The organism is Streptomyces venezuelae (assembly GCF_008642295.1).
Taxonomy (GTDB): Bacteria; Actinomycetota; Actinomycetes; order Streptomycetales; family Streptomycetaceae; genus Streptomyces; species Streptomyces venezuelae_C.
This window is the reverse complement of the sequence record NZ_CP029190.1, coordinates 5,218,645-5,243,543: the sequence shown is the minus strand read 5'-3', so window position 1 is coordinate 5,243,543 and position 24,899 is coordinate 5,218,645. Positions and strand designations below refer to the sequence as shown.

The 24,899-nt window shown below is 73.5% G+C and carries 23 protein-coding genes and 1 riboswitch; of the genes, 12 read left to right on the top strand and 11 right to left on the bottom strand.

Translation table 11 applies throughout. The features are described from left to right. Window positions 1-53: 53 nt before the first annotated feature. From DEJ50_RS23615 to DEJ50_RS23600, 4 genes are all read right to left on the bottom strand, one after another. Window positions 54-1,241: a lipid-transfer protein gene (locus DEJ50_RS23615; RefSeq protein ID WP_150210107.1), complete on the bottom strand. Its 1,188-nt coding sequence runs from the start codon at window positions 1,239-1,241 to the stop codon at window positions 54-56. 10 nt (window positions 1,242-1,251) lie between these two features. Next, on the bottom strand, window positions 1,252-3,402 hold the full coding sequence (locus tag DEJ50_RS23610) for an acyl-CoA dehydrogenase (protein WP_150210105.1): 2,151 nt from the start codon (window positions 3,400-3,402) through the stop codon (window positions 1,252-1,254). Between the two features lie 79 nt (window positions 3,403-3,481). Continuing rightward, window positions 3,482-3,742 (bottom strand): DUF397 domain-containing protein, encoded by a 261-nt coding sequence (locus DEJ50_RS23605; protein WP_150210103.1) that lies wholly within the window; start codon window positions 3,740-3,742, stop codon window positions 3,482-3,484. Further along, window positions 3,702-4,550, bottom strand: a complete 849-nt coding sequence (locus DEJ50_RS23600; RefSeq protein WP_150210101.1) for a helix-turn-helix domain-containing protein — start codon at window positions 4,548-4,550, stop codon at window positions 3,702-3,704. The genes DEJ50_RS23605 and DEJ50_RS23600 overlap by 41 nt, the downstream gene beginning before the upstream one ends. Before the next feature lie 201 nt (window positions 4,551-4,751). Here DEJ50_RS23600 and DEJ50_RS23595 point away from each other — a divergent pair, with 201 nt between their 5' ends. The 4 genes from DEJ50_RS23595 (at window position 4,752) to DEJ50_RS23580 (ending at window position 8,668) form a co-directional block, all read left to right on the top strand. Next, window positions 4,752-5,396, top strand: a complete 645-nt coding sequence (locus tag DEJ50_RS23595; RefSeq protein WP_150210099.1) for a class I SAM-dependent methyltransferase — start codon at window positions 4,752-4,754, stop codon at window positions 5,394-5,396. 89 nt (window positions 5,397-5,485) lie between these two features. After that, window positions 5,486-6,538, top strand: coding sequence for an N-acetylmuramoyl-L-alanine amidase (locus DEJ50_RS23590; RefSeq protein WP_223837884.1), 1,053 nt, complete (start codon window positions 5,486-5,488; stop codon window positions 6,536-6,538). A 96-nt stretch (window positions 6,539-6,634) separates the two neighbouring features. Then, window positions 6,635-7,522 (top strand): DUF5336 domain-containing protein, encoded by an 888-nt coding sequence (locus DEJ50_RS23585; RefSeq protein WP_150210098.1) that lies wholly within the window; start codon window positions 6,635-6,637, stop codon window positions 7,520-7,522. A gap of 135 nt (window positions 7,523-7,657) precedes the next feature. Beyond that, the gene (locus tag DEJ50_RS23580) at window positions 7,658-8,668 is read left to right on the top strand and encodes an LLM class F420-dependent oxidoreductase (RefSeq protein ID WP_150210096.1); all 1,011 of its coding nucleotides are present in this window, start codon (window positions 7,658-7,660) and stop codon (window positions 8,666-8,668) included. Window positions 8,669-8,696: 28 nt separating this feature from the next. Here DEJ50_RS23580 and DEJ50_RS23575 read toward each other — a convergent pair whose 3' ends face one another. Continuing rightward, window positions 8,697-9,242, bottom strand: coding sequence for a hypothetical protein (locus DEJ50_RS23575; RefSeq protein WP_150210094.1), 546 nt, complete (start codon window positions 9,240-9,242; stop codon window positions 8,697-8,699). 121 nt (window positions 9,243-9,363) lie between these two features. Between DEJ50_RS23575 and DEJ50_RS23570 the strand changes: the two genes are divergently transcribed. Further along, window positions 9,364-9,654 carry a hypothetical protein gene (locus DEJ50_RS23570; protein ID WP_150210092.1) on the top strand — a complete coding sequence of 97 codons (291 nt, stop codon included), beginning with the start codon at window positions 9,364-9,366 and terminating at the stop codon, window positions 9,652-9,654. Between the two features lie 4 nt (window positions 9,655-9,658). On the opposite strand, the gene DEJ50_RS23565 is transcribed toward DEJ50_RS23570, so the two are convergent. The 3 genes from DEJ50_RS23565 to DEJ50_RS23555 all read right to left on the bottom strand — a co-directional run bounded on the left by DEJ50_RS23565 (window position 9,659) and on the right by DEJ50_RS23555 (window position 12,855). After that, window positions 9,659-10,741 carry a prenyltransferase gene (locus DEJ50_RS23565; RefSeq protein ID WP_150210090.1) on the bottom strand — a complete coding sequence of 361 codons (1,083 nt, stop codon included), beginning with the start codon at window positions 10,739-10,741 and terminating at the stop codon, window positions 9,659-9,661. Next, on the bottom strand, window positions 10,738-11,472 hold the full coding sequence (locus DEJ50_RS23560) for a class I SAM-dependent methyltransferase (protein ID WP_150210088.1): 735 nt from the start codon (window positions 11,470-11,472) through the stop codon (window positions 10,738-10,740). The genes DEJ50_RS23565 and DEJ50_RS23560 overlap by 4 nt, the downstream gene beginning before the upstream one ends. Before the next feature lie 78 nt (window positions 11,473-11,550). Further along, a complete protein-coding gene (locus DEJ50_RS23555) occupies window positions 11,551-12,855 on the bottom strand; it encodes a glycosyltransferase family 4 protein (protein ID WP_150210086.1) in 1,305 nt (434 codons plus the stop codon). A gap of 263 nt (window positions 12,856-13,118) precedes the next feature. Here DEJ50_RS23555 and DEJ50_RS23550 point away from each other — a divergent pair, with 263 nt between their 5' ends. Then, complete coding sequence (locus DEJ50_RS23550; protein WP_150210084.1) at window positions 13,119-13,796, top strand: TetR family transcriptional regulator; 678 nt, start codon at window positions 13,119-13,121, stop codon at window positions 13,794-13,796. A 27-nt stretch (window positions 13,797-13,823) separates the two neighbouring features. On the opposite strand, the gene DEJ50_RS23545 is transcribed toward DEJ50_RS23550, so the two are convergent. The 3 genes from DEJ50_RS23545 to DEJ50_RS23535 all read right to left on the bottom strand — a co-directional run bounded on the left by DEJ50_RS23545 (window position 13,824) and on the right by DEJ50_RS23535 (window position 16,406). Next, entirely contained in the window at window positions 13,824-14,633 is an 810-nt protein-coding gene (locus DEJ50_RS23545; protein ID WP_150210082.1) for a hypothetical protein, read from the bottom strand. Window positions 14,634-14,694: 61 nt separating this feature from the next. Next, window positions 14,695-14,928, bottom strand: a complete 234-nt coding sequence (locus tag DEJ50_RS23540; RefSeq protein WP_150212316.1) for a ferredoxin — start codon at window positions 14,926-14,928, stop codon at window positions 14,695-14,697. Beyond that, window positions 14,928-16,406, bottom strand: coding sequence for an aldehyde dehydrogenase (locus tag DEJ50_RS23535; RefSeq protein WP_150210081.1), 1,479 nt, complete (start codon window positions 16,404-16,406; stop codon window positions 14,928-14,930). The genes DEJ50_RS23540 and DEJ50_RS23535 overlap by 1 nt, the downstream gene beginning before the upstream one ends. A 221-nt stretch (window positions 16,407-16,627) precedes the next feature. Between DEJ50_RS23535 and DEJ50_RS23530 the strand changes: the two genes are divergently transcribed. From DEJ50_RS23530 to DEJ50_RS23505, 6 genes are all read left to right on the top strand, one after another. Continuing rightward, window positions 16,628-17,683, top strand: coding sequence for an MBL fold metallo-hydrolase (locus tag DEJ50_RS23530; protein WP_150210079.1), 1,056 nt, complete (start codon window positions 16,628-16,630; stop codon window positions 17,681-17,683). Between the two features lie 60 nt (window positions 17,684-17,743). Then, a riboswitch (cobalamin riboswitch) is annotated at window positions 17,744-17,824 on the top strand. 105 nt (window positions 17,825-17,929) lie between these two features. Then, on the top strand, window positions 17,930-19,228 hold the full coding sequence (locus DEJ50_RS23525; RefSeq protein ID WP_150210077.1) for a prenyltransferase/squalene oxidase repeat-containing protein: 1,299 nt from the start codon (window positions 17,930-17,932) through the stop codon (window positions 19,226-19,228). Beyond that, entirely contained in the window at window positions 19,225-19,896 is a 672-nt protein-coding gene (locus tag DEJ50_RS23520; protein ID WP_150210076.1) for an SCO2322 family protein, read from the top strand. Before DEJ50_RS23525 ends, DEJ50_RS23520 begins: the two co-directional genes overlap by 4 nt. 578 nt (window positions 19,897-20,474) lie before the next feature. Then, window positions 20,475-21,614 carry an energy-coupling factor transporter transmembrane protein EcfT gene (locus tag DEJ50_RS23515; protein WP_150212315.1) on the top strand — a complete coding sequence of 380 codons (1,140 nt, stop codon included), beginning with the start codon at window positions 20,475-20,477 and terminating at the stop codon, window positions 21,612-21,614. Window positions 21,615-21,617: 3 nt separating this feature from the next. Then, window positions 21,618-23,729: an ABC transporter ATP-binding protein gene (locus tag DEJ50_RS23510; RefSeq protein WP_150210074.1), complete on the top strand. Its 2,112-nt coding sequence runs from the start codon at window positions 21,618-21,620 to the stop codon at window positions 23,727-23,729. Continuing rightward, window positions 23,726-24,625, top strand: coding sequence for an ECF transporter S component (locus DEJ50_RS23505; protein ID WP_150210072.1), 900 nt, complete (start codon window positions 23,726-23,728; stop codon window positions 24,623-24,625). The genes DEJ50_RS23510 and DEJ50_RS23505 overlap by 4 nt, the downstream gene beginning before the upstream one ends. The last annotated feature ends 274 nt before the right edge of the window (window positions 24,626-24,899 follow it).

The following is a 24,899-nucleotide window of genomic DNA, read 5'->3' as shown; positions in this document are numbered from 1 at the left end:
AGCCTCCCGGACCGTTGCCTCCTCCCCCACCGCTCCGCGCCCGCCCCGCCCCGTCACCGCCGCAGCATCGTCACCACCGCCGCGCCGCCCAGGCCGATGTTGTGGGCCAGGCCCACCCGGGCGCCGTCCACCTGGCGCGGGCCGGCCGTCCCGCGCAGTTGCCAGACCAGTTCCGCCGCCTGCGCCAGCCCGGTCGCGCCCAGCGGGTGGCCCTTCGAGATCAGCCCGCCGGACGGGTTGACCACCCACTGCCCGCCGTACGTCGTGGCCCCCGACTCGACCAGCTTCCCCGACGCGCCGTCCTCGCACATCCCCAGCGCCTCGTACGTCAGCAGTTCGTTGACCGAGAAGCAGTCGTGCAGCTCGATGACGTCCACGTCCTCGATGCCGAGCCCCGACCGCTCGTACACGGCCCGCGCCGCCGCGGCCGTCATCGGTTTGCCGACCACGTCGATACAGGAGCCGGAGGCGAAGGACTCGGGCGTGTCCGTGGTCATCGCCTGGGCGACGATCTCCACGGCCTTGTCGTGCAGCCCGTGCTCGACGAGGAACCGCTCCGACACCACCAGGGCCGCCGCCGCCCCGTCCGAGGTCGGCGAGCACTGGAGCTTGGTCAGCGGCCGGTGGATCTCCTTCGCCGCCAGGATCTCCGCCACCGAGTACACGTCCTGGAACTGCGCGTTCGGGTTGTTTGCCGAGTGGCGGTGATTCTTCTCCCCCACTGCCGCCAGCTGCGCCGCCGTCGTCCCGTACCGGTCCATGTGCTCGCGCGCCGCGTTGCCGAAGATCTGCGCGGTCGGCGGGGACATCTCGAAGCCGTGCCCGGCGGCCATGATCCCGTAGTGCCGGGCCACCGGGGAGGTCTTGAAGTCACCGCCGTCGGCGCCCCCGCCCAGCGCCCCGCGCTTCATCTTCTCGAAGCCGAGCGCCAGTACGCAGTCGCTGATCCCGCCCTCGACGAACTGCCGCGCCATCATCAGCGCCGTCGATCCGGTCGCGCAGTTGTTGTTGACGTTGTAGACGGGCACACCGGTCAGCCCCAGCTCGTACGCCGCCCGCTGACCCGCCGTGGAGGCCTGGAAGCAGTAGCCGACCGGGACCTGCTCCACCCGGTCGTACGGCACTCCCGCGTCGGCGAGCGCCGCCGTCCCCGCCTCCCTCGCCATGTCCCAGTACTGCCAGTCCCGCGACTCCGGCTTCTCGAACTTCGTCATGCCGACGCCCACGATGTACGACTTCATACGAGGACTCCTAGTCCCTGGGAAGGCCGAGGATCCGCTCGGCGACGACGTTCAGCTGGACTTGCGTGGTGCCCCCGGCGATGGTGAGGCAGCGCGACATCAGCACCCCGTGCACCGCCCGCTCCCCCGCCCCCTCGGTGACCGCGCCCGCCGGCCCCAGCAGTTCCAGCGCCAGCTCGGCGGTCCGCTGCTGGTGCGGCGTCTGGACCAGTTTCCGTACGGACGCCCCGGCGCCCGGCTCCAGCCCCGACACCTGTTGCAGGGTCGTCCGCAGCCCGATGCAGGCCAGTGCGTGCGCTTCGGCCGCGAGCGCCCCGATGCGGGCCCGCTGCGCCCCGTCCAGGTCCGCGGACCGGGCGATCAGCGCCTCCAGGCCGGTGTCGAAGGTCATCTGGCCGGCCATGTGCACCCGTTCGTTGCCGAGGGTGTTGCGCGCCACCTTCCAGCCCCCGGCCGGCTCGCCGACCAGCGCGTCCGCCGGGAGCCGGACCTCGTCGAAGTACACCTCGTTGAAGAGGGCCTCGCCGGTGATCTCCTTCAGCGGGCGGATGTCGATCCCGGCGGACCGTTTCATGTCGACGAGGAAATAGCCGAGGCCCTGGTGCTTGGGGGCGGCCGGGTCGGTCCGGGCGAGCAGGATGCCGTAGTCGGCGGTGTGGGCCGAACTCGTCCACACCTTCTGCCCGTTGACCACCCAGCCGCCGTCCCCGGTCCGTTCGGCCCGGGTCCGCAGCGCGGCCAGGTCGGAGCCCGCCCCCGGCTCGGAGAACAGCTGGCACCAGGTGAGATCGCCGCGCAGGGTCGGCATCAGGTACTTCTCCTGCTGCTCGGCGGTCCCGTAGGCGAGCAGCGAGGGCACCACCCAGGTCGCGATGCCCAGTTCGGCGACCTTGACCCCGGCCGCCGCCAGCTCCTCCTGGACGACGAGCTGCTGGACGGGCCCGGCCCCGAGCCCGTACGGCGGCGGGAGGTGCGGGGCCGCGTACCCGGTCGGCGCCAGCACCCGGCGCGCGGCGGCCGGGTCCAGCCCGCGGGCGTCCCCGATGACCTCGCGGGCTGCGGCCCGGTAGGCCTCCGCCTCCTCGGGCAGCTCCAGCCGCAGCTCCCGCCGTGCGCCCTGGGCGGCGAGCCGCACCGCCCGCAGCCGGTGCCCGTCACCGGCCCCGAGCAGCTGCCGGGCCACCAGGGCCCGGCGCAGGAAGATGTGGGCGTCGTGCTCCCAGGTGAAGCCGATGCCGCCGAGGATCTGTACGCAGTCCTTGGCGGCGGACCAGGCGGCATCGAGCGCGGTGCCGGCGGCCAGGGCCGCGACCGTGCCCCGCACCTCGGGGGTGTCGTCGGCGGCCCGGACCGCGTCCCAGGCGAGCGCCCGCGCCTGCTCGACCCGTACCAGCATGTCCGCGCACAGGTGCTTGACGCCCTGGAACTGCCCGATGGGCCGCCCGAACTGCTCGCGCACCTTGGCGTACTCGGCTGCGGTGTGCAGGGCCCAGGCGGCCGTGCCGCAGGCGTCGGCGGCGAACAGGGCGCAGGCCAGGTCCCGTACGAGCGCGGGGTCCAGCTCCAGCAGCCGCCCGGCCGGGACGGCCACCCCGCGCGCCCGGACCTCGGCGGTCGGCCGGGTGGGGTCGGCGCTGTCGTGCGTACGGACGTCCAGCGCGGCGGCGTCCACCGCGAACCAGAGCGTGCCGTGGGCCGCCTCGGCGGCCAGGACCAGCAGATCGGCCTCGCCGGCGCCGAGCACGGGCGGCGCCGTCCCGTCGAGCAGGTGCCCGCCGCCCTCGACGGCGACGGCGGTCATACCGCCGGAGCCGAGGGCCACGGCCCCGATCCGGGACCCGTCGGACAGCGCCGCGGCGAGCTCACCGGCACCGCCCCGGTCCAGCAGTACGGAGGCCAGCGCGTTCGGGAGGTACGGCCCGGGCAGGGCGCCCCGGGCGGCCTGCTCCACCACCACGGCGAGGTCGAGGAGGGTGCCGCCCTCCAGGTGCGGGGCGAGCAGGCCCTGCGCGGCCATCGCGTCCCACCAGGCGGGCCGCACCCCGGTCCGGGGCGGGCTGTCGAGCAGCTTGCGCACCTCTTCCGGCGGCACGGCCCGCGCCACCCAGCCGCGCACCGCCTCGGCCAACTCCTGCTGTTCCGCAGTGATTCCGATGCCCATGCGCGGCAGGGTAGAACACGTTCCATTCTGACGGAAGGTCAGATTGGAACGTGTTCTCGGAACGGGGGCGGGCGAGCCGTCAGAGGCTGCGCACGAATGCGCCGAAGGCGGCGGAGCTCACGGTGAAGGCGGGTCCGTCGGGGTCCTTGGAGTCCCGGACGGCGACGAGGCAGGGCTGCGCGGCGACTTCGACGCAGTCGCCGCCGGTGGTGCCGCTGTAGCTGGACGTGCGCCAGGCGGCGGCGCCGAGCGGGGCGCACTCGACGCAATCGCCGCCGGTGTCGGAGCTGTACGAGGACTTACGCCACGTCGCGCCCGTCAGGTCCTGGCTGGTGCCCATAACGCTCCTCCATTACGCGGGCGATCAATGCCGCCGAGTCCTCCACGGAGAGCGCGGCGGCCTGCAAATGATCGTAACGGAGCGAACCTTCCTTGAGAGCCTGCGGATTGGCCGTCATATGGCCCTGCACGAAGTCCTCGGTATAGACGAGGTCCGGGTCGTCCTCGAACCGCAGGAGGTTGAACGTACCCTGCAGCCCCGCATGGGCCCCCGCCTCGAAGGGCAGGATCTGCACCTGCACCCACTCCCGCCCCCACAGGGACAACAAGTGGGCGAGCTGGTTCCGCATGACCTCCCGGCCGCCGATCTCCTGGTGCAGTACGGCCTCGCTCAGCACGATCCACATCAGTGGCGGGTTCTCGCGGTCCAGGATGCGCTGCCGCTCCATCCGCGCGGCCACCCTCGCATCCAGGTCGCCCTCCTTCCGCACGCCCAGGACGGCGCGTGCGTACTCCTCGGTCTGCAGCAGGCCGTACACCAACTGGGCCTGGTAGGTGGAGATGTAGGCCGCCTTCGCCTCCATCTCGGCGTACGCCTGGAACCAGCTCGGCAGCTGGCTCCGCAGCACCAGCCCCACCAGCCGGGAGAACACCCCGCCGGTCCCCAGCGCCGCGTCCACCCGTTCCGAGAAGTCCCGCGTCGGCACCCTCCGCGCCGTCTCGATCTGCCCGATCAGCGAGCCCGTACAGAAGACGATCCCGCCGAGCTGCGCCTGGTTCAGCCCCGCAGCCTCTCTCAGCTGCCGCAGCTCGGAGCCGTAGTAGTCCAGCGGCGATGCGCTGGGATCGAGGTCGCGGACACGGACCATGGGACGGTCACCCCCAAGCTCACGCCGCGACGCGGCGTTCGTTCCGGTACCTGACCGAACGTAACCGTCCCGGCGCGGTCCGGTGGCCCGAATCACGCAACTGACCACCGCACGGGGTCCGGGCCGGGCCCGGCCTGGTGCCCTACCGGGCGGTAGGGCAGCATGGGCCCGCCCGATCCACCTCGCACCGCCGGAGACACCATGGCCGCCACCCCCAAGCCGGAATCCCTCGCCGCCTTCGAGGCCGCCAAGGGGTTCATGCCCGTACGCGAGGGGCTCGCCCTGTACGAGGCGGCCGTCGGGGCCGGCCGGCTGGGGCTGCCGCTGCTGGAGGTCGGTACGTACTGCGGGCGCTCCACCATCCTGCTGGCCGATGCCGCCCGCGAGGCGGGGGTCGCGGCGATCACCGTGGACCACCACCGGGGCAGCGAGGAGCAGCAGCCGGGGTGGGAGTACCACGACCCGACGGTGGTCGACCCCGAGGTCGGGCTGATGGACACCCTGCCGACCTTCCGGCGCACCCTGCACAAGGCGGGCCTGGAGGAGCACGTGATCGCGATCGTGGGGCGGTCCCCGCAGGTCGCGGCGGCCTGGGGCGGGCCGCTCGGCTTCGTGTTCATCGACGGCGGGCACACGGACGAGCACGCCACCGGCGACTACGAGGGCTGGGCCCCGCACCTGGCCGAGGGCGGCACGCTGGTCATCCACGACGTGTTCCCGGACCCGGCCGACGGCGGCCAGGCCCCGTACCGGATCTACCTCCGCGCGCTGGCCTCCGGCGCGTTCGAGGAGATCTCCGTCACGGACTCCCTGCGCGTCCTGCGCCGCATCGGCCCGGGCCTTTAGTCCGCGCCGGCCAGGCCCCCGCCTGCGACCGCGCCCCCGGATGGCCGAGGATCCGCCCGGCCGGCCGCGCAGCGGTCTAGCATCGCGACGTGCCGTACGACGACAGCCACGACAGCCCCCCGCCGCCGGAATCCGCCTCCTCGGTCAGCCCGGACCGGCCGTGGTACGCCCGCCGCTCCACGCTCGCCATCGTGGCGGCGGCGCTCGCGCCCACCTGCCTCGCGGGATGGGTGCTGGTCCAGGTGTCCTCCGGGGCCGGTCCGGACCCGAAACAGCCGCAGCCCCAGGTGCTGCCGCTGCCCGCCTCGCATGCGAGCGGCACCCCGGGGCCCGGGGACTCCAAGGCCAGCGGCAGTCCGGCCGCGAGCAGCGGCGCCCCCGCGCCGAGCGGCTCCGCAGCCCCGGCGACCGGCCAGGCCATCCCCGCCCCCGCGCCGTCCGGCAGCCTCCCGCAGGGCCCGGGCAAGGGCCCGCTCGCCGGCCGCACCGTGGTCATCGACCCCGGCCACAACCCGGGCAACTTCCGGCATGCGCGCGAAATCAACCAGCAGGTGGACATCGGCACCGGCCGCAAGGAGTGCGACACCACCGGCACCACCACCAACTCCGGCTACCAGGAAGCCGAGTTCACCCTCGACGTGTCGAAGCGGCTGCGCGCCGCCCTGGAAGCCCGCGGCATCCGCGTGGTGTTCACCCACACGGCGGAACGCCCGTACGGCCCCTGCATCAACGAGCGCGCCAGGATCGGCAACGAGGCCAAGGCCGATGCCGTGGTCTCGGTGCACGCGGACGGCTCCTCCGCCGGCAACCGCGGCTTCCACGTCATCCTGCCGGCCACGGTGAAGGGCGGCGGCGCGGACACCGCCCCGATCGTCGGGCCCTCGCGCGAGCTCGGCGAGCGCATCGTCGGGAACTACGTCCGGACCACCTCCATGGCCCCCTCCAACTATGTGGGCGGCGGCACCGGCTTGGTGGTGCGCAACGATCTCGGCGGTCTCAATCTCTCGACCCGGCCCAAGGTGTTCGTCGAATGCGGCAATATGCGTGACGCCAAAGACGCGGCGCTGCTGACCAATCCGGAATGGCGGCAGCGGGCGGCGCAGGGCATCGCGGACGGCATCGTCGGCTTCCTCGGCGGGTAGGGAGTCGGGGCACCGGGAGCCCCGACCCGCTCGGACCCGGGAAACATCCGTACGATGGTCCCCGCCCGCGACCGAGACGAGAAGGACACCCAACAAGTGAACATCCGCTCCCTCACTCGAGGCGACGGCGTGGTGATCGGAGCAGCGGTGCTGCTGTTCATCGCGTCGCTCCTCGATTACTACTCCGCCGACGGCTTCGACGCGCCCAGCGCGTGGGACACCGACGTGTACGGCCTGGTGCTGCCGACGATCTTCCTGCTCGGGTTCGTCGCCGCGGGCATGCTGATCGGCGGGCGCTTCCTGCCCGAGGGCCGCAAGCTGGCCGGCATCCCGCTGACCGGCTGGGGCACCGTGCTCGCGGTGGCCTCCGCGTGGTCCGCCCTGTGGGCCCTGATCCTCTCCCCGGACCGCGTGGACCTCGGGGCCGGCGCGATCATCTCGCTGCTCGCCGCGCTCCTGATGGCCGGCGTCGCCATCGCCGGCCCGAAGGTCGGGGCGCTCGCCGGACCGCTGCTGCCCGCCGCGTCCCCGGCGGCCGTCCCTCCGTACGGCGGCCAGCCCGGCCAGTACCCCGGCCAGCCCGGCCAACCCGGTGCCGGCTACGGCTACCCCGGCGGCCAGCAGCCGTACGGCGCCACCCCGCAGCCCGTCCCGCCGTACGGCGGCCAGGGCCAGGACACCCCGGCCCCGGCTCCCGCGCCGGCGCCCGGCCCGCAGGACGCCCAGCCGCAGCCCCAGGCCCAGCAGCCGCAGCAGGCCCAGCCGCAGCCCCAGCCGGCCGCGGACTTCGCCCCGTTCTGGTTCGCGGTCCCGGTGGCCCGCCCCCTCTTCCCGGAGGACGGCTCCCCCAACCCGATCGCCGAACTGGCCCCCGGTACCTGGTACCTGGCGGTGGACCAGCGCGGCCCGCAGGCCCTGGTGGCCCAGACCCAGGACGGCCGCCGCGGCGTCCTGAACGACACCTCGGGCATCCAGCGCGGCTAGACGCCGCCCGCACCACCCGCTCCACAACGGCCCCTTGCCACTTCCCGGCAAGGGGCCGTTGCCCTACAGTCACCTGTCACCTGACGCATCGTCAGACAGACAGGGCAAGGCTCGGATCGCGGAGGGGATCGCCACATGCGTCTCGGACTCGCACTCGGCTACTGGGGGCGCGGCCCCAACCCCGCCCACCTCGACCTCGCCACCGAGGCCGAACGGCTCGGCTACGACTCCGTGTGGACCGCCGAGGCCTGGGGCTCCGACGCCTTCACCCCGCTGACCTGGATCGCCGCGCACACCTCGCGGATCCGCCTCGGCACCGCGATCGCGCAGATGGCCGCCCGTACCCCCACCGCCACGGCCATGCAGGCCCTGACCCTCGACCACCTCTCCGGCGGCCGGATGATGCTCGGCCTCGGACTGTCCGGACCGCAGGTGGTCGAGGGCTGGTACGGCCGGCCCTTCCCGCGCAGCCCGCTCACCGCGACCCGCGAGTACGTGGACGTCATCCGCCAGGTGCTGCGCCGCGAGGGCCCCGTCACCCTCGACGGCCGCTTCCACAGCCACCCGTACACCGGCCCCGACGGCACCGGAATCGGCAAGGCGCTGAAACCGATCACCCACCCGCTCCGCCCGGACCTGCCGGTCCTGCTCGGTGCGGAAGGGCCGAAGAACATCGCCCAGACCACCCGGATCGCGGACGGCTGGCTCCCCCTCTACTGGTCCCCCACCCGCACGGACGTGTACCAGGCCGCCCTCACCGACCTGCCCAAGGGCTTTGTGATCGCCCCGATGGCCCGGGCCCGGGTGTGCAAGGACGTCGCCGAGGGCCTGCTGCCGGTCAAGGCGATGCTCGGCTTCTACATCGGCGGAATGGGACACGCGGCCCGCAACTTCCACGCCGATCTGATGGCCCGGATGGGCTACGCCGAGGAAGCCCGGCGGATCCAGGAGCTGTTCCTCGCCGGGCGCCGGGAGGAGGCGGTGCTGGCCGTCCCGGACGCCTTCGCCGACGAGATCTCCCTGGTCGGCCCGCGCGAGCGGATCGCCGAACGCCTGGAGCTGTGGCGCGCGGGCCCGGTCACCGACCTGCTGGTCACCGCCCCGGATCCGGACACCCTGCGGGTGCTGGCCGAGCTGAACTCCTGACCGGCGGCCCGGCTGCCGGCCGGCGGGATCAGCCGCCCAGCTGGGCGGTGGACGGGACCTGGTTGGTGACCTCGGCGCCCGCGCTGGCCCCGGCGGTCTTCACATCGTTGATGACCTTCTCGAAGTTGCCGATGTCGGCCTCGGTCGCCTCGCCCTTGCGCAGCTTGGTGCCGAGCTCCTTGAGGGATTCGATCCCCGCGGTCAGCGGGGCCACCGCCCTCGACAGCAGCTCGTCGCCCTTGGCGTTGTTGATGGCCGCCTTGAGCCGGTTGTAGGTGAAGGCACCCGCGAGTCCCGCCTTGACCAGCGCGAAGGTCCGGCCGTCCGCGCCCTGCTTGAACTTGCCCTCGCGGTAGGGCTTGACGATCCACTGCCAGGTCGCGCCGGCCGCCAGCCCCGCGTTCGCCACGAACCGGGTCTTGGCGAACTTCTGCTGCTCCGCCGAGTTGACCGGCGTGGGCGTCGCCCCCGCTTCGCTGCCGTCCCCGCCCCCGCAGGCGGTGGCCCCCGCCAGCAGCGCACAGGACAGCAGCACCGCGAGCAGGGCACGGCGGACACGGGCAGTACGGAACACGGGCACGGCTGACCTCCGGGGTGCGGCTGTACTCCCCGCAGCCTCACCCGCCCCCGTCGGCCCCGCCACTGGGGGCAGCCCGTCCGGGTTTCAACCGCGTCATCCCGGCAAGACGCGGGACATGCCTTCCCATCGCAGCGGAAGCGGTACGGCGGCCCGGCTGGTGGCGCTCGTCGCCGACCTGCTGGCCGCCGTCATCGTCATCTGGATCGTGCTGTACCTGCTCGACGCCAACCGGGCCAACGAGGTGGTCGCCTGGTTCCACGACGCGGCCACCTGGCTCGCCGGCTGGTCCTACGACCTGTTCACCTTCGACGAGGAGTGGGCCCGGGTGGTCTTCGGGTACGGCCTGGCGGCCCTGGTCTACCTGGTGGCCGGGCACGCCCTGGCCCGGTTCCTGGCCCGCCGCTGACCCCCTACCCGCAGCAGGCCGGGTCCAGCCCCGGCGGCAGCTCGGTGCCGCCGAAGACCGCCACGGTGGCCGGGTCCCCGCCCAGCGCCGCCACCGCGAGCAGCAGGGAGCCCGCCGTCCAGCTGGTCTTCTCGACCGGCCAGACCGCCCGGTCGTCGAAGACGTAGCCGGTCCAGTACATGCCGTCCTCGGCCCGCAGGTGTGCGATGGAGCGCAGGATCTCCAGCGCCCGGTCCGACTCCCCCATGGCCCACAGGGCGAGCGCCAGCTCGCAGCTCTCGCCGCCGGTCACCCACGGGTTGGGCAGTACGCACCGCACCCCGAGGCCGGGGACCACGAACTCCTCCCAGCGCTCCTCGATCCGCGCCTTCGCGCCGGGGCCGGTGAGGGCACCGCCGAGGACCGGGTAGTACCAGTCCATCGAGTAGCGGTTCTTGTCCAGGAACCGCTCGGGGTGGCTGCGTATCGCGTGCCCGAGGGCACCCGCCGCCAGCTCCCAGTCCGGCTGCGGCTCCTCCCGGTGCTCGGCAATGGCCAGGGCGCAGCGCAGGGCCTGGTGGATCGACGAGGATCCGGTGAGCAGCGCGTCGGTGACGGCGGTGCCGTCGGCCTCGCGCTTCCAGCCGATCTCGCCGCCGGGCTGCTGGAGGCCGAGGACGAACTCGACGGCCGCGTACACGGCCGGCCACATCCGGTCCAGGAAGACGTCGTCCCCGGTGGCCAGGTAGTGGTGCCAGACCCCGACGGCGAGGTAGGCGGTGAAGTTGGACTCCTTGCCGGCGTCCTGGGGCACGGCGGTGTCGACGCCGTCCTCCCGGTCGGCGTAGGCGGCGTACCAGGAACCGTCCGGGTTCTGGTGCCGGGCCAGCCAGTCGTAGGCGCGCTCGGCGGCCCGGTGCTCCCCGGCCGCGTCCAGCGCCATCGCGGCCTCGGTGTGGTCCCACGGGTCCAGGTGGTGCCCGCGGAACCAGGGGATCGCGCCGTCCGCCCGCTGCACGGCGAGGATGCCGGCCACGGTCTCCGCGGCCTGGGCGGCCGTCAGCACTCCGGGCAGGACCAGGTGTTCCGTACGGCCGGGGGAGCTCACTGTGCCGCGCCCACGGGGAGGTGGGGCTTGGTCGCGTAGGCCACGAAGCTCTTGCCGATGACCGGGTTCAGTGCCTGCTCGGCGAGCCGGGTCGCGAGGGGCTTCTTCATGATGTCCCAGACCAGCAGCTTGTGGTACGCGCGGACCGGCAGGGCCTTGTCGTTGTCCACGCCGAAGGCACACTTGAGCCACCAGTAGGGGGAGTGCAGACCGTGGGCGTGGTGGGTGCCGTACGGCTTGAGGCCGGCCGCCTCCATCTTGCCGAGCAGCTCGTCCGCCTTGTAGATGCGGATGTGGCCGCCCTCGACCTCGTGGTAGGCGTCGGAGAGCGCCCAGCAGATCTTCTCGGGGCCGTAGCGCGGCACGGTGATCGCGATCCGGCCGCCCGGCTTGAGCACCCGCACCATCTCGGCGAGCACGCCCTTGTCGTCGGGGATGTGCTCCATCACCTCGGAGATGATGACCACGTCGAAGGACTCGTCGGGGAAGGGCAGCGCCAGCGCGTCGCCTTCCATGGCGGTGGCGGTGGCACCCGCCGGGGCCTCGCCGGCCTCCTTCATCGCCGCGAACCACTTGGCGACCTCGCGGATCTCCTCGCCGTTCTGGTCGAGTGCGACCACCTGGGCGCCGCGCCGGTAGCACTCGAAGGCGTGCCGGCCTGCGCCGCAGCCCAGATCGAGCACGCGGTCGCCTGCGGCGAGCGGGAACCGGGAGAAATCGACGGTCAGCACGAGGTCCTGCCTTCGCGGTCGAGGGTGACGAGGTGAGGGTGGAGGTGAGGGCGGAAGTGCGGGGTCACGGCGTACGGGTCACCGCGTGCGGCCGGCGCGGGCGATCGCGGCGCGGTAGTGGGCGACGGTCCCCCGGGCCGCGGCGGCCCAGGTGAACCGGGTCAGTACGCGGTCCCGCCCGGCCGCGCCGAGCCTGGCCCGCAGTTCCTCGTCGCCGAGCAGCCGGCCGAGGGCCGCGGCGAGCGCGCCCGCATCGCCGGGGGGCACGGCCAGGCAGGTCTCCCCGTCGGGACCGGCGACCTCGGGGATGGCACCGCCGGTGGTGGCGACCAGCGGGGTGCCGGTGGCCATGGCCTCGGCGGCCGGCAGCGAGAACCCCTCGTACAGCGAGGGCACGCAGGAGACCTGGGCGCTGCGGACGAGGTCCACCAGCTCGGAGTCGGTGATGCCCTTGACGAAGCGGACGGCGTCCTGGAGCCCGTACGTCTCGATGGCCTTGGCGACCGGGCCGCGCTCGGCGCGCTTGCCGACCACGACGAGGTGGGCGTCGGGGCGTTCGGTACGCAGTTTGGCCAGCGCCTCGACCAGGTGGACGAGGCCCTTGAGCGGGACGTCGGCGCTGGAGGTCGTGACGATCCGGCCGGGCACCTCGGCCACGGACGGGTCCGGCGACCAGAGGTCGGTGTCGGCGCCGATGTGGACCACGTGGATGCGGTCCTCGGCCACGCCGAGGTCCTCGATGATCTCCTGCCGGGAGGAGCCGGACACGGTCAGCACGGACGGCAGCCGCCGGGCCACCCGCTTCTGCATCCGCGTGAAGCCGTACCAGCGGCGTACGGAGGCACGCTTCGCGCGGCTCTTGGCGGCGGCGAGGTCGAGCCGCCGGTCCACGGTGATGGGGTGGTGGATGGTGGTGACGAGGGGGGCGCCGAGGCCGGCCAGCAGGCCGTAGCCGAGGGTCTGGTTGTCGTGGACGACGTCGAATTCGCCGGCCCGGGCAGCCAGATGGCGGCGGGCACGCAGCGAGAAGGTCAGCGGCTCCGGGAATCCGCCGGTCCACATGGTTCCGACTTCCAGGAGGTCGATCCAGTCCCGGTACTCGCCGCGGCCCGGCGTGCGGAAGGGATCGGGCTGCCGGTAGAGGTCCAGGCTGGGCAGTTCGGTCAGGGTGGCGCCCTCGTCGAGGACGGGGTAGGGCTGCGCGCCGATCACCTCGACGGTGTGCCCCAGTCGCACCAGTTCGCGGGAGAGGTGGCGGACGTAGACGCCCTGTCCACCACAGAACGGGTTCCCTTTATAGGTGAGGAGCGCGATGCGCAACGGGCGGTCGCCGTCAGCGGCGACGCCCGCAAAAGGGCTCGTCACCATGGCCTCAGCGGTCACTCTCGGCCCCCTTCTCAACTGCACTTTTCGCCGGAGCGTAACCGCTCGGATAATGTAGAACAAGTTTTAGATTTGATCCGTCAAGGAGATTGAATCTACCGGTCGGGAACCACACCGTAAGAGGCGGAGCAGGTGATTCGCGCCACGGCTGCGCGGCCTGCCATGCTGGGCCCCCGGGCCGGCCCCGGACCAGCCTCGGATCAGCTCTGGACAGCAGGAAAGAACTTCTCGGACACATCTCGGAACATCTCGGAACGGGACATATGACAGCGGAATCCAAGGCCGTCACCACACCGGCGTCCCCGCCCCTGACGGAACGCCAGGAGGCACGCCGCCGCCGGATCCTGCACGCGAGTGCCCAACTCGCCAGCCGGGGCGGGTTCGACGCGGTGCAGATGCGGGAGGTCGCCGAGTCCTCCGGGGTCGCGCTCGGCACGCTGTACCGCTACTTCCCCTCCAAGGTGCACCTGCTGGTCGCCACCATGCAGGACCAGCTCCAGCACATGCACACGACGCTGCGCAAACGGCCGCCGGCGGGCGAGGAGCCCTCCGCGCGGGTGGCGGAGACCCTGATGCGTGCGTTCCGGGCGCTGCAGCGGGAGCCCCACCTGGCCGATGCCATGGTCCGGGCCCTGACCTTCGCGGACCGGAGCGTGAGCCCGGAGGTCGACACGGTGTCGCGGCTGACGACGGCGATCATCCTGGACGCGATGGGCCTGACGGCCCCGCCGACGGCGGAGCAGCTCTCCGCGGTCCGCGTCATCGAACACACCTGGCACTCGGCCCTGATCACCTGGCTCTCGGGGCGCGCCTCGATCGCCCAGGTCAAGATCGACATCGAAACGGTCTGCCGCCTGATCGACCTGACGGCGGTACCGGCGTCTCCCGACGCGGCTGCGGCTACTGCTACTGCTACGGCCCGGGAAAAGTCCGGTTCCTGACCCCGCGCCGGCGTCGTCCCGGGCCGGTCAGTCCCCTCCGCCCGGGGTGCTGCCCCGCCGGCGCCGGTCACCCGCCTCGTCCAGCAGCTTCAGCTCCCGTTCCGTGAAGCTGTTCACGCAGGCGTCCTCGGTGGCCGTGAAGCCCGTCATCCACATCGAGTCGATCACGGTGTGCCGGGCTTGGAGGGACCAGTTCCGCTTGGTGAGCAGCACGTAGACGGCCGTACCGTTCTGCTTCCCGCCGCCGGTGGCGGATGGGTCGCTCACCGGCTCCTCGGTCCGCTTCCCGGTGGCCCAGCCGCGCGCGACCAGCTCCTTCACGGTCGCGTCGAACCTCCCGCGCGGGTCCTCCGGTTGCCCTGGACCGCCCGTGAACCCGACCTCCGACCACATGGCCGTGCAGGCCCAGCCCCGCACCAGGAGCGCGTCCAGCTCGGAATCCGGCTGCCCCTGCGGGGGCAGGGACGGCGCGTTCGTCCCGGGCGAACCGGATGCGGGCAGCCCGGCCGCGGCCGTGGCCGCATCGATGTCGGCCTGCGCAGCCGCCTTCCCGAAGTCCCGGGTGGCGACGGCCCCTTCGGCCGCTCCTCCGGCTGCCGCCGAAGGAGCAGCGGGCGTACCGGATGCCGCCCGGCCGGCCGCCGGACCCGTCGGGGATGCCGCGCCGGCCGGCCCCGCAGGCTTGGCGCAGCCGGCCCCCAGTGCCACCACCGCGGCGACCACCGCCGCAGCCGTAGCCGTGGCCGTGCCCACTCGCCCGTGCCCGCCCATCCGCTTCCCCGCCCCGTGCCACAGCCGCGCCGCCGGGCGTTCCGGCAGCCGTCGCAGGAGTGTCACACGCGCTGACCTGCGCACGGCGGCCAGGGGCCGGTCCGGGGCCGGGGGCCGGGGCCCGGGGCTAGTCCTCCGGGGGGAAGACCGGTTCGCCGGAGCCGAGCAAGGTGATCATGATGGCCTCGACCGGGCACCCCTCGGCCGCCGCCAGCACCCCCTCGTTCGCGTCCGTCTCCGGCGCCGCCGGGTGCGACTGCCGGGCCGAGTCCAGGGCGAAGCCCGTCGGTGCGTGGTTCACACACATGCCCGAGCCGATACAGACCCCCCGGTCGACCTCCACGTGCCAGCGGTCCCCCATCACGCACCGGCCCCGGGCGCAGGCGCCTGGTACCCGGCGGGCAGGTGGATCATCTTGTGCTCCAGGTACTCGCTCAGGCCCTCCGGCCCGAACTCCCGTCCCACACCGCTGCTCTTGTAGCCGCCGAACGGCCCGAGCATGTCCAGGCTGAAGGTGTTCACGTTGTACGTGCCCGTCCGCACCCGCCGTGCGAAGTCGATGCCGTGCTCCACATCGGCCGTCCACACGCTGCCGCTGAGCCCGAAGTCCGAGTCGTTGGCGATCCGGGCCGCCTCCTCCTCGTCCCCGTACGGCAGCAGGCAGACCACCGGCCCGAAGATCTCCTCGCGGGCGATCCGCATCGAGTTGTCGACGTCCCCGAAGAGGGTGGGCTCCACGTACCAGCCCCGCTCCAGCCCGGCCGGGATGCCGCCGCCCGTGAGGACCTTGGCGCCTTCCTCCTGCCCGATGCCGATGTAGTCGAGCGAGCGCCGCTGCTGCCGCTTGGCCACCAGCGGCCCGATCTGGGTCGCCGGGTCCAGCGGGTCGCCGACCACCTGTGCGCGGACCGCCGCCACCAGGGCCTCGGCCACCTCGTCGTACCGGCTGCGCGGCGCCAGGATCCGGGTCTGGGCCACACAGGCCTGGCCGTTGTTCATCCAGCCCGACTGGATCAGCCCGGGCACGGTGAGGTCCAGGTCCGCGTCGGGCAGGATCACCGCCGCCGACTTGCCGCCCAGCTCCAGCGTGACCCGGGTGAGGTTGCGCGCCGCGACCTCCATGACCCGCTTGCCGGCCGCGACCGATCCGGTGAAGGCCACCTTGTCCACACCCGGGTGCCCGACCAGATACTCGCTGACCTCCCGGTCCGCCGGGAGGATCGACAGCACCCCCTCCGGCAGCCCGGCCTCGCGGGCGATGTCGGCGAGGATGAAGGAGTCGAGCGGGGACTCCGGGGAGGGCTTGAGGATCACCGTGGAGCCGGTCAGCAGGGCCGGCGCCAGCTTCGCCGCCGCCACGAACTGCGGCACGTTCCACGGGATGACGGCCGCGACCACGCCCACCGGCTCCCGCCGGACCAGGATCGGCCCGAGCGCCCCGGCCCGGTACTCCTCGTACGGGAAGTCGCGGGCGACGGTGATCGCCGCGTCGTAGACCATCATCGGGCCGAGCGCCTGGGCGAGCACGCTCCACGAGTAGGGCGAGCCGTTCTGGGAGCTGATGGACCGGGCGATCTCCTCGTGCCGCACCGCGATCGCGTCCTTGATCCGCGAGACCACCGCGATCCGCTCTTCGAGGGCCAGCCGCGGCCACGGGCCTTCGTCGAAGGCCTTCCGGGCGGCGGCGACGGCCCGGTCCACATCCTCCCCGGAGGCGTGCGGGACCCGGCCGATGACCTGCTCGGTGTGCGGGGAGACCACCTCGATGGTCCCGCCGCCCAGCGGATCCGCCCATTCCCCGCCGATGAACAGCTTTCCGTGTTCCACGAGCTCGGTCATGGCTGATGCCTCCTGCGGCTGCGCGACCACCCTGACGACATGTGAGCTGAAGCTGAAGCTGAAGAACTGATACCAGTTCTAGTTCAAGGAGTCGAGATCCAGGACACAAGTGCGACGGGTGATCCAATGCGGTACCAACAGATGCGCAAGATGGTCGACTTGGGCTACTACTAGCAAGTGAAACAAGTTCTCGCCCGAACCGGACGGCAGCAGGGGGTCTCATGACACAGGCGACGGCGACCGACCACGGTGGCGGAGTCCACGCCCTGAAGGTCCCCATCCCCGACAACCCCCTCGGCCACACCCTCGTCCACGTCCTCGACACCGACCGCGGCCCGGTCCTCGTCGACACCGGCTGGGACGACCCCGCCTCCTGGGACACCCTGACCGCCGGGCTCGCCGTCCTCGGCCTCTCCCCCGCCGACATCCACGGCGTGGTCATCACCCACCACCACCCCGACCACCACGGCCTGTCCGGCAAGGTCCGCGAGGCCTCCGGCTGCTGGATCGCCATGCACGCCGCCGACACCGAGGTCGTCCTGCGCACCCGCTCCGCCGAACCGGGCGTCTGGTTCGACTACATGAGCGAGAAACTCGCCCTGGCCGGCGCCCCCGAGGAACACATCGCCCCACTCCGCGCCGCCCGCCGCTCCGGCCGCCTGCGCACCCTGCCGGGCCTGCACGCCGCCGTCCCCGACCGCGAGATCGAGCCCGGCGAACTGCTCCCGCTGGCCGGCCGCCGGCTGCGCGCCATCTGGACCCCCGGCCACACCCCCGGCCATGTCTGCCTGCACCTGGAGGAGGAGCACCCGGCGAACCTCCCCGGCAACGGCCGGCTCTTCTCCGGCGACCACCTCCTCCCCGGCATCTCCCCGCACATCGGCCTGTACGAGGCACCGGACGAGAACGGGGTCACCCGCGTCACCGACCCCCTGGGCGACTACCTCGACTCCCTCGAACGCATCGGCCGGCTCGGGCCCGCCGAGGTGCTCCCGGCCCACCAGCACGCCTTCACCGACGCCCCGGCCCGGGTCCGCGAACTCCTCGCCCACCACGAGGAACGCCTGACCGGCCTGCACCGGCTGCTGGCCGCCGAAGCCCTCACCCCCTGGGGCCTGGCCGAGCGCATGGAGTGGAACCGGCCGTGGGCGGACATCCCGTACGGCTCGCGCAACATCGCCGTCTCCGAAGCCGAGGCGCACCTGCGGCGGCTGGTGAAACTGGGCCGGGCGGAGGCCGTACCGGGCTCGGACCCTGTGACCTACCGCGCAGTATGAGGCCGGGTCCGGGCAGGGGCGGGCCGGTAGAGTGGCCCGGTCGTCAACACGCCCGCACGGGGGGAAGCCGGTGCGATTCCGGCGCTGACCCGCAGCCGTGACCCGCCGCCCTCACCCGGTCGGCGGGGAGCCGGAATGCCCCGTCCCGGACATGGTGACCGGCACCGTCGAGGTCATACGGAGCCGGAGCCCGGTGCCACCCGTACCAGCCTCCTGCTCCCCAGCAGGAGAGGCACCCTCCCCGTCATGAACATCCGCCGCAGCGCCGCCGCGCTCGCCGCCTCCGCCGTGCTCTGCGCGGTCGCCGCTCCCACCGCCCTCGCCGCGCCGTCACCCTCCCCCTCCCCGGTCATACCCTCCGGCCTCTACGGCACCGGCGACCCGACCTTCGACGGCGTCTTCCGCCAGTCGCTGGCCTTCCTCGCCCAGCACACCACCGGGGTGACCCCCGCCCCCAAGGCGGTGGACTGGCTGGTCGGACAGCAGTGCGCGAACGGTGCGTTCCCCTCGTTCCGCCCGGACACCGCCAAGGCGTGCGACGCGTCCACGGTCCTGGACACCAACGCCACCGCGGCGGCGGTGCAGGCGCTGACCGCGCTCGGCGGCCACCCGGAGCAGGTGAAGAAGGCCACCGGCTGGCTGAAGTCCGTACAGAACGACAACGGCGGCTGGAGCTACAGCCCCGGCGGCACCATGGACTTCGGTACGGACGCCAACTCGACCGGCATCGTGGCCGGCGCGCTGGCCGCGGCGGGCGAGCAGCCGGACGCGGTGAAGTCCAAGGCTGGCAAGACCGCGTACGACGCGCTGCGCGGCCTCCAGCTCGCCTGCGTACAGGAGGGCGTGTCCAAGCCCGAGGAGCTGGGCGCGTTCGCCAGCCAGCCGGACCCGGCGGGCAAGCTGCCCGCCAACCCGGATGCGACCGCGGCTGCGGTGCTGGGCGTGCTCGGCAAGGGGCTGGTCGTGGCGGCCCCGGCGGCCGACAAGCCGGTCGACCCGAAGGCGGTGACCTGCGAGGCGGGCGGCGCGAAGGACCCGGCGCAGTCGGCGCTGGGCGGGGCCGCCTACCTGAACACGAAGCTGGCCTCCTCCGGCGACCACCTGATGTCGGCGATGCCGGGCGCGACCGACCAGCCCGACTTCGGCAACACGGCGGACGCGGTCGTCGCCCTGGCCGCGGCCGGCCACAAGCAGGCCGCCGCGAAGCCGCTGGCCTGGCTGGAGAAGAACGCCGCAGGCTGGGCGAAGACGGCCGGCCCGGCCGCGTACGCCCAGCTGATCCTGGCCGCGCACGCGGGCGGCGCGAACCCGAAGGCATTCGGCGGCACCGACCTGGTGGCCGAACTGAACGCCCAGGGCCCGACCCCGGCAAAGACGACCGCAACGAAGGACGCCAAGGACACCAAGGAGGCGGACACCGCGTCCGACTCCTCGGACTCCTCGGACTCCTCGGGCAAGATCTGGTGGATGATCGGCGCGGGCGCGGCTGCCGGCGTGGGCATCGGCATCCTGCTCAGCGGACGCCGGAAGAAGCAGCAGCCGTGACCCGACGGCACCTGGCCGCACCGGCCCTGCTCCTCTCCGTCCTGTTGGGCGTGCTCCTCAGCACTCCGGCGGCGGCGGCCGGCTACCGGTACTGGTCGTTCTGGGACGGCGCGGCGGGCGGCGGGTGGACGTATGCCACCCAGGGACCCTCGCTGGCCCGCCCGGCCGACGGTACGGTGCAGGGCTTCCGCTTCGCGGTGAGCAAGGACGCCTCGGCGGACGCCGCGAAGCCGCGGGTGGCCGCGGACTTCGCGGCGATCTGCGGGGCGACCCCGGCGGCGGACGGCAAGAAGCGGGTCGCTCTGGTGGTCGACTTCGGCATCCCGGCGGACGCGCCCTCAGGCGAGACCCCGCCGCAGGACACCCCGCGCACGGCCTGTGCGCAGGTGGCCCCGGCCGCCACGGCGGCGGAGGCGCTGGCCGCGGTGGCCAAGCCGCTGCGCTACAACAGCTCGGCGCTGCTCTGCGCGATCTCGGGCTACCCGCGGCAGGGCTGCGGCGACCAGATCTCGGAAACCGAAACCAAGCCCGACTCCTCCGCCCAGCCGACGGCTTCGGACAACAGCGACAACGGCGGTGGCCCGTCCCTCGGCCTGCTGGCCGGCATCGCCGCGGTCCTCGCCCTGGCCGCCGCCACCCTCTGGCAGTCCCGCCGCCGCTCCCGATGACCGGCCCCAACCACCCGGGGCTCGGCGCTGACGGTGCCGCCGCAACGCCCGGCCGGACCGTGGCGCACGGCGCTGACGCTGCCCCGACACCCGGCCAGGCCGTAACGCACGACGCCGCAGACGCCAACACTGCCGCAACGCCCGGCCAGGCCGTAACGCACGACGCCGCAGACGCCTACGCTCCCGAAACACCCGGCCAGGCCGTGACGCACGACGCCGCAGACGCCAACACTGCCGCAACGCCCGGCCAGGCCGTAACGCACGACGCCGCAGACGCCTACGCTCCCGAAACACCCGGCCAGGCCGTGACGCACGGCGGCGCGGACGCCGACGGCGCGGCACCACCCACCGGGGCCACCCGCACCCGTCCCACGACCCGCACGGGTGGTGCGGGTGGGAACACCGCCCGGCCGCAGGCCGGGCGCACCCCCGACCCCGCCGCGCCAACGCCCAGCAGGGCCACAACCGCCCCGCGCAGCCCCAGCGCGGCTCGCCCCGCCGCGGCCGGCCGCGCCGAAGGGGGCCCGCACGGCAGGGGCGGGGCCACCGCCCGGCCCGCCTCCGCGCCGGGCGGAGCCATGGCCCGCCGGCCGGTCCCGCTCCGCCGGCCGACGTACATCCAAAGGCTCCGCGCCCCCGAGGCGAGCCGCGGCAACGCCCTGCACGCCGGAGCCTGGTGGCTGTGGGCGCTCGGGCTCGCCACCGCCGCCTCCCGGACCACCAACCCCCTCCTCCTCGGCCTGATCGTCGGCGTGGCCGGCTACGTCGTCACCGCCCGCCGCACCGACGCCCCCTGGGCCCGCTCCTACGCCGCCTTCCTCAAGCTCGGCCTGTTCGTCCTCGCCCTCCGGCTCGTCTTCTCCGTGGTCCTCGGCTCCCCGATCCCCGGCACGCACGTCCTCTTCACCCTCCCCGAGATCCCCCTCCCCTCCTGGGCCCAAGGGATCCGCCTCGGCGGCCGGACCACCGCCGAGCAGCTCGTCTTCGCCTTCTACGAGGGCGCGAAACTCGCCACCCTCCTCATCTGCGTCGGCGCGGCGAACGCCCTCGCCAACCCGGCCCGCCTCCTGAAGTCGCTCCCGGCGGCGCTCTACGAGGCCGGGGTCGCGGTCGTCGTCGCCATGACCTTCGCGCCGAACATGGTCGCCGACGTCCTCCGCCTGCGGACCGCCCGCCGGCTGCGCGGCCGGCCCACCGGCGGGGTGAAGGCCGTCCTCCAGATCGGTCTGCCCGTCCTCGAAGGCGCCCTGGAACGCTCCGTCGCCGTGGCCGCCTCCATGGACGCCCGCGGCTACGGCCGAACCGCGGACGTTCCGCCCGCCGTCCGGCACACCACCAATGTCCTCACCCTCGGCGGCCTGCTCGGCATGTGCGCCGGTACCTACGGTCTGCTCGCCGCCGAGGGCGCCCGCTACGGCCTGCCGGTCCTCCTCGTCGGGCTCGCGCTCGCCCTGGCCGGGCTCCGGCTCGGCGGCCGGCGCAGTGTGCGTACCCGCTACCGTCCCGACCGGTGGGGTGTCCGCGCCTGGCTGGTGGCGGGTTCCGGCGCGGCCGTCGCCGCCCTGATGATCTACGCCGTGACGCTCGACCCCGAAGGCCTGAAGCCCGGGGTGGTGCCCCTGGTCGCCCCCGGCCTGCCGCTGTGGCCGGCCGCCGCGGTCCTCATCGGCCTGCTCCCCGCCTTCGTGGCGCCCGTACCGCCGAAGGAGGCGTCGTAAGTGGTGATCCGCTTCGATCAGGTGTCCGTCACCTACGAGGGTGCCCCCGCTCCCACCCTTTCCTCCGTGGACCTGACCATCCCGGAGGGCGAACTGACCCTCCTCGTGGGGCCCTCCGGTGTCGGCAAGTCGACCCTTCTCGGCACGGTCTCCGGCCTGGTGCCGCACTTCACCGGCGGCCACCTCCGCGGCCGGGTCACGGTCGCGGGCCGGGACACCCGTACCCACAAGCCGCGGGAGCTGGCCGATGTGGTCGGCACGGTCGGCCAGGACCCGCTCTCGCACTTTGTGACGGACGTGGTGGAGGACGAGCTCGCCTACGGCATGGAGTCGCTGGGCCTGCCGCCCGCGGTGATGCGGCGGCGGGTGGAGGAGACCCTGGACCTGCTCGGCCTGAACGAGCTCCGCGACCGGCCGCTCGCCACGCTCTCGGGCGGGCAGCAGCAGCGGGTCGCGATCGGCTCGGTCCTGACCCCGCACCCGCGTGTCCTCGTCCTGGACGAGCCGACCTCCGCGCTGGACCCGGCTGCGGCGGAGGAGGTCCTCGCGGTGCTCCAGCGGCTGGTCCACGACCTGGGGACGACCGTCCTGATGGCGGAGCACCGCCTGGAACGCGTGGTGCAGTACGCGGACCGCATCCTGCTGATGCCCGGACCGGGCGCGGCGCCGGTCCTCGGCACCCCGGAAGAAATCATGGCCGTCTCACCGGTCTTCCCGCCGGTGGTGGCCCTGGGCCGGCTGGCGGGCTGGCACCCCCTCCCCCTCTCCATCCGCAACGCCCGCCACCAGGCCCCCACCCTCCGCCAACACCTCCCGTCCCCGACACGGCATGTGCGGGCTGGCGCAGCCGCCGGGCAGCGGGGGCCCGCGGGCGCAGCCCCCGCCCACCCGGAGCCGGCGGGCGCAGCCCCCGCACCTCAGGCGCCGGCAGGCGCAGCCGCTGCGCAGGTGCCGGGCGAAGCCCGCACCGACCGGGGCTCGGCGGGCGCAGCCGCCCCCCACCCGAAGCCCGCGGGCGCAGCCGCCGCACCGCAGGTGCCCGCCGGCGCAGCCGCCGGGCAGTGGGGGTCCGGGGGCGGAGCCACCGGTTTCGGGAAGGGGCGGGGTGGGGGAAGAGCCCCGGGCAGCGGCCCCGGCCCCCGCCCCCGCCTGTTCGCCCGCCTCCGCCGCACCCCGCCCACCGCCACCCCCACCACCAAAGCGACCGGCACGGCCACGGCCGGCACGGCCACGGCCACGGCCACGGCCACCACCCTCACCGTCCGCCGCGGCAGCACCCGCACGGAAACCCTCCGCAACATCAACCTCACCATCCACCCCGGCGAAACCATCGCCCTCATGGGCCGCAACGGCGCCGGCAAGTCCACCCTCCTCGCCACCCTCGTCGGCATGCTGGAGCCCGCCTCCGGTTCCGTGACCGTCGGCGGAGTCACCCCGCACCGGACCTCACCCGCCGAGATGGTCCGCCGGGTCGGGCTGGTCCCCCAGGAGCCCCGCGACCTCCTCTACGCCGACACCGTCGGCGCCGAGTGCGAGGCGGCGGACGCCGACGCCGGCGCGGCCCCCGGCACCTGCCGCACGCTGGTGACCGCGCTGCTGCCGGACGTCCCGGACGACACCCACCCCCGCGACCTGTCCGAAGGACAACGGCTCGCACTGGCCCTGGCCCTCGTCCTGACCGGGAAGCCCGACCTCCTGCTGCTCGACGAGCCGACCCGAGGTCTGGACTACGCCGCGAAGGCCCGGCTGACCGAGATCCTGCGCTCCCTCGCGGCCGAGGGCCACGCCCTCGTGCTGGCCACCCACGATGTGGAGCTGGCCGCCGAGCTGGCCGACCGGGTGGTCATCCTGGCGGGCGGCGAGATCGTCGCGGACGGTCCGACCGCCGAGGTGGTCGTGTCCTCGCCCGCCTTCGCCCCACAGGTCTCGAAGATCCTGGCGCCGGACCCCTGGCTCACCGTGACCCAGGTGGCAACCGCACTCGCAACCCACCCCACCCCACACACCGCACCAACAGCACCAACCACACCACCCCCACCCCGCCCCGGCCGCACCTACCGCAGCTCCCCGCCCCCGTCCGCCCCCACCGCCCCCACCGGGGAGCCCACCCCGTGACCCGCCCGCACACAGCGGGCCCCGCCCGCCCCCTCCGCATCGGCCCCCGCGCCGCCGCCGCCCTTCTCCTCGTCACCCTCATCGGCATTGCCGCCTTCGGATGGCCCCTCCTCGCCGACCGCCAGTCCGGACTCGCGCATTCCCAGGACGCTCCCTGGCTGTTCGCCGCCCTGCTGCCGCTCCTCGTCGGCGTGGTCGTCGCGACCATCGCCGACAACGGCATGGACGCCAAGGCCGTCGCCATGCTCGGCGTACTCGCCGCGGTCGGAGCCGCCTTGCGCCCCCTCGGCGCCGGCACCGCCGGCCTGGAGCCGATGTTCTTCCTGATGGTGCTCAGCGGCCGGGTCCTCGGCCCCGGCTTCGGCTTCGTCCTGGGCGCGGTCACGATGTTCGCCTCCGCCCTGCTGACCGGCGGGGTCGGGCCCTGGATGCCGTTCCAGATGCTGGCCCTGGGCTGGTTCTCGCTGGGCGCCGGGCTGCTGCCCGGCCCGGACCGGATCCGCGGCCGGGCCGAGCGGTGGATGCTCGCGGCGTACGGGTTCCTCGGCGCCTTCGCGTACGGCACGGTCATGAACCTGCAGGGCTGGGTGCTCCTCCAGGGCATGGACCAGGGGCTGTCCTTCCACCCCGGCGACCCGGTGCCCGCCAATCTGGCCCGCTTCTTCGCGTACTGCCTCGCAACCTCCCTCGGCTGGGATCTGGGCCGGGCCGCGCTGACCGTCGTACTGACCCTCACGCTGGGCGGGACCCTGCTGAAGGCTCTGCGCCGGGCGACTCGGAAAGCATCGTTCGATGCTTCCGCCACCTTCGAAACAGGGGTCGGAGTGGCCCAGGACACACCCCAAGAACAGGTACAAGAGGTGACAGAAAGCGACAAAACCGCCCGTACCCGGTGAGGCGGCCCACAGGACCCACGTCACATACGACCCGGCCCCGTAGGCCCCGGCCCGCCCCCGTACCGCCGTCCGCGCACCCGGTTCCGGTCTTCCTCCGATCCTTCCTAGTAGGAGGGGACGTTGCCAGGGCTGCCGGGGCCTGGCTAACTGGTGATGTCGCCGAGGCGGCCGGGGCTCCCGCCCCCCGCCGGACGAACCCCTCTCCACCGCGTGAGTGGCTCACGCATGTCTTCGGCATGCCGCGACGGTCCTGTTCCCTACGGAAGGCTCATCC

Bases quoted from the DNA above. Each gene is read 5' to 3' on its own strand.
- DEJ50_RS23615 (WP_150210107.1), bottom strand. From the start codon at position 1,241: ATGAAGTCGTACATCGTGGGCGTCGGCATGACGAAGTTCGAGAAGCCG.
- DEJ50_RS23610 (WP_150210105.1), bottom strand. From the start codon at position 3,402: ATGGGCATCGGAATCACTGCGGAACAGCAGGAGTTGGCCGAGGCGGTG.
- DEJ50_RS23605 (WP_150210103.1), bottom strand. From the start codon at position 3,742: ATGGGCACCAGCCAGGACCTGACGGGCGCGACGTGGCGTAAGTCCTCG.
- DEJ50_RS23600 (WP_150210101.1), bottom strand. From the start codon at position 4,550: ATGGTCCGTGTCCGCGACCTCGATCCCAGCGCATCGCCGCTGGACTAC.
- DEJ50_RS23595 (WP_150210099.1), top strand. From the start codon at position 4,752: ATGGCCGCCACCCCCAAGCCGGAATCCCTCGCCGCCTTCGAGGCCGCC.
- DEJ50_RS23580 (WP_150210096.1), top strand. From the start codon at position 7,658: ATGCGTCTCGGACTCGCACTCGGCTACTGGGGGCGCGGCCCCAACCCC.
- DEJ50_RS23570 (WP_150210092.1), top strand. From the start codon at position 9,364: ATGCCTTCCCATCGCAGCGGAAGCGGTACGGCGGCCCGGCTGGTGGCG.
- DEJ50_RS23550 (WP_150210084.1), top strand. From the start codon at position 13,119: ATGACAGCGGAATCCAAGGCCGTCACCACACCGGCGTCCCCGCCCCTG.
- DEJ50_RS23540 (WP_150212316.1), bottom strand. From the start codon at position 14,928: ATGGGGGACCGCTGGCACGTGGAGGTCGACCGGGGGGTCTGTATCGGC.
- DEJ50_RS23535 (WP_150210081.1), bottom strand. From the start codon at position 16,406: ATGACCGAGCTCGTGGAACACGGAAAGCTGTTCATCGGCGGGGAATGG.
- DEJ50_RS23530 (WP_150210079.1), top strand. From the start codon at position 16,628: ATGACACAGGCGACGGCGACCGACCACGGTGGCGGAGTCCACGCCCTG.
- DEJ50_RS23525 (WP_150210077.1), top strand. From the start codon at position 17,930: ATGAACATCCGCCGCAGCGCCGCCGCGCTCGCCGCCTCCGCCGTGCTC.
- DEJ50_RS23515 (WP_150212315.1), top strand. From the start codon at position 20,475: ATGGCCCGCCGGCCGGTCCCGCTCCGCCGGCCGACGTACATCCAAAGG.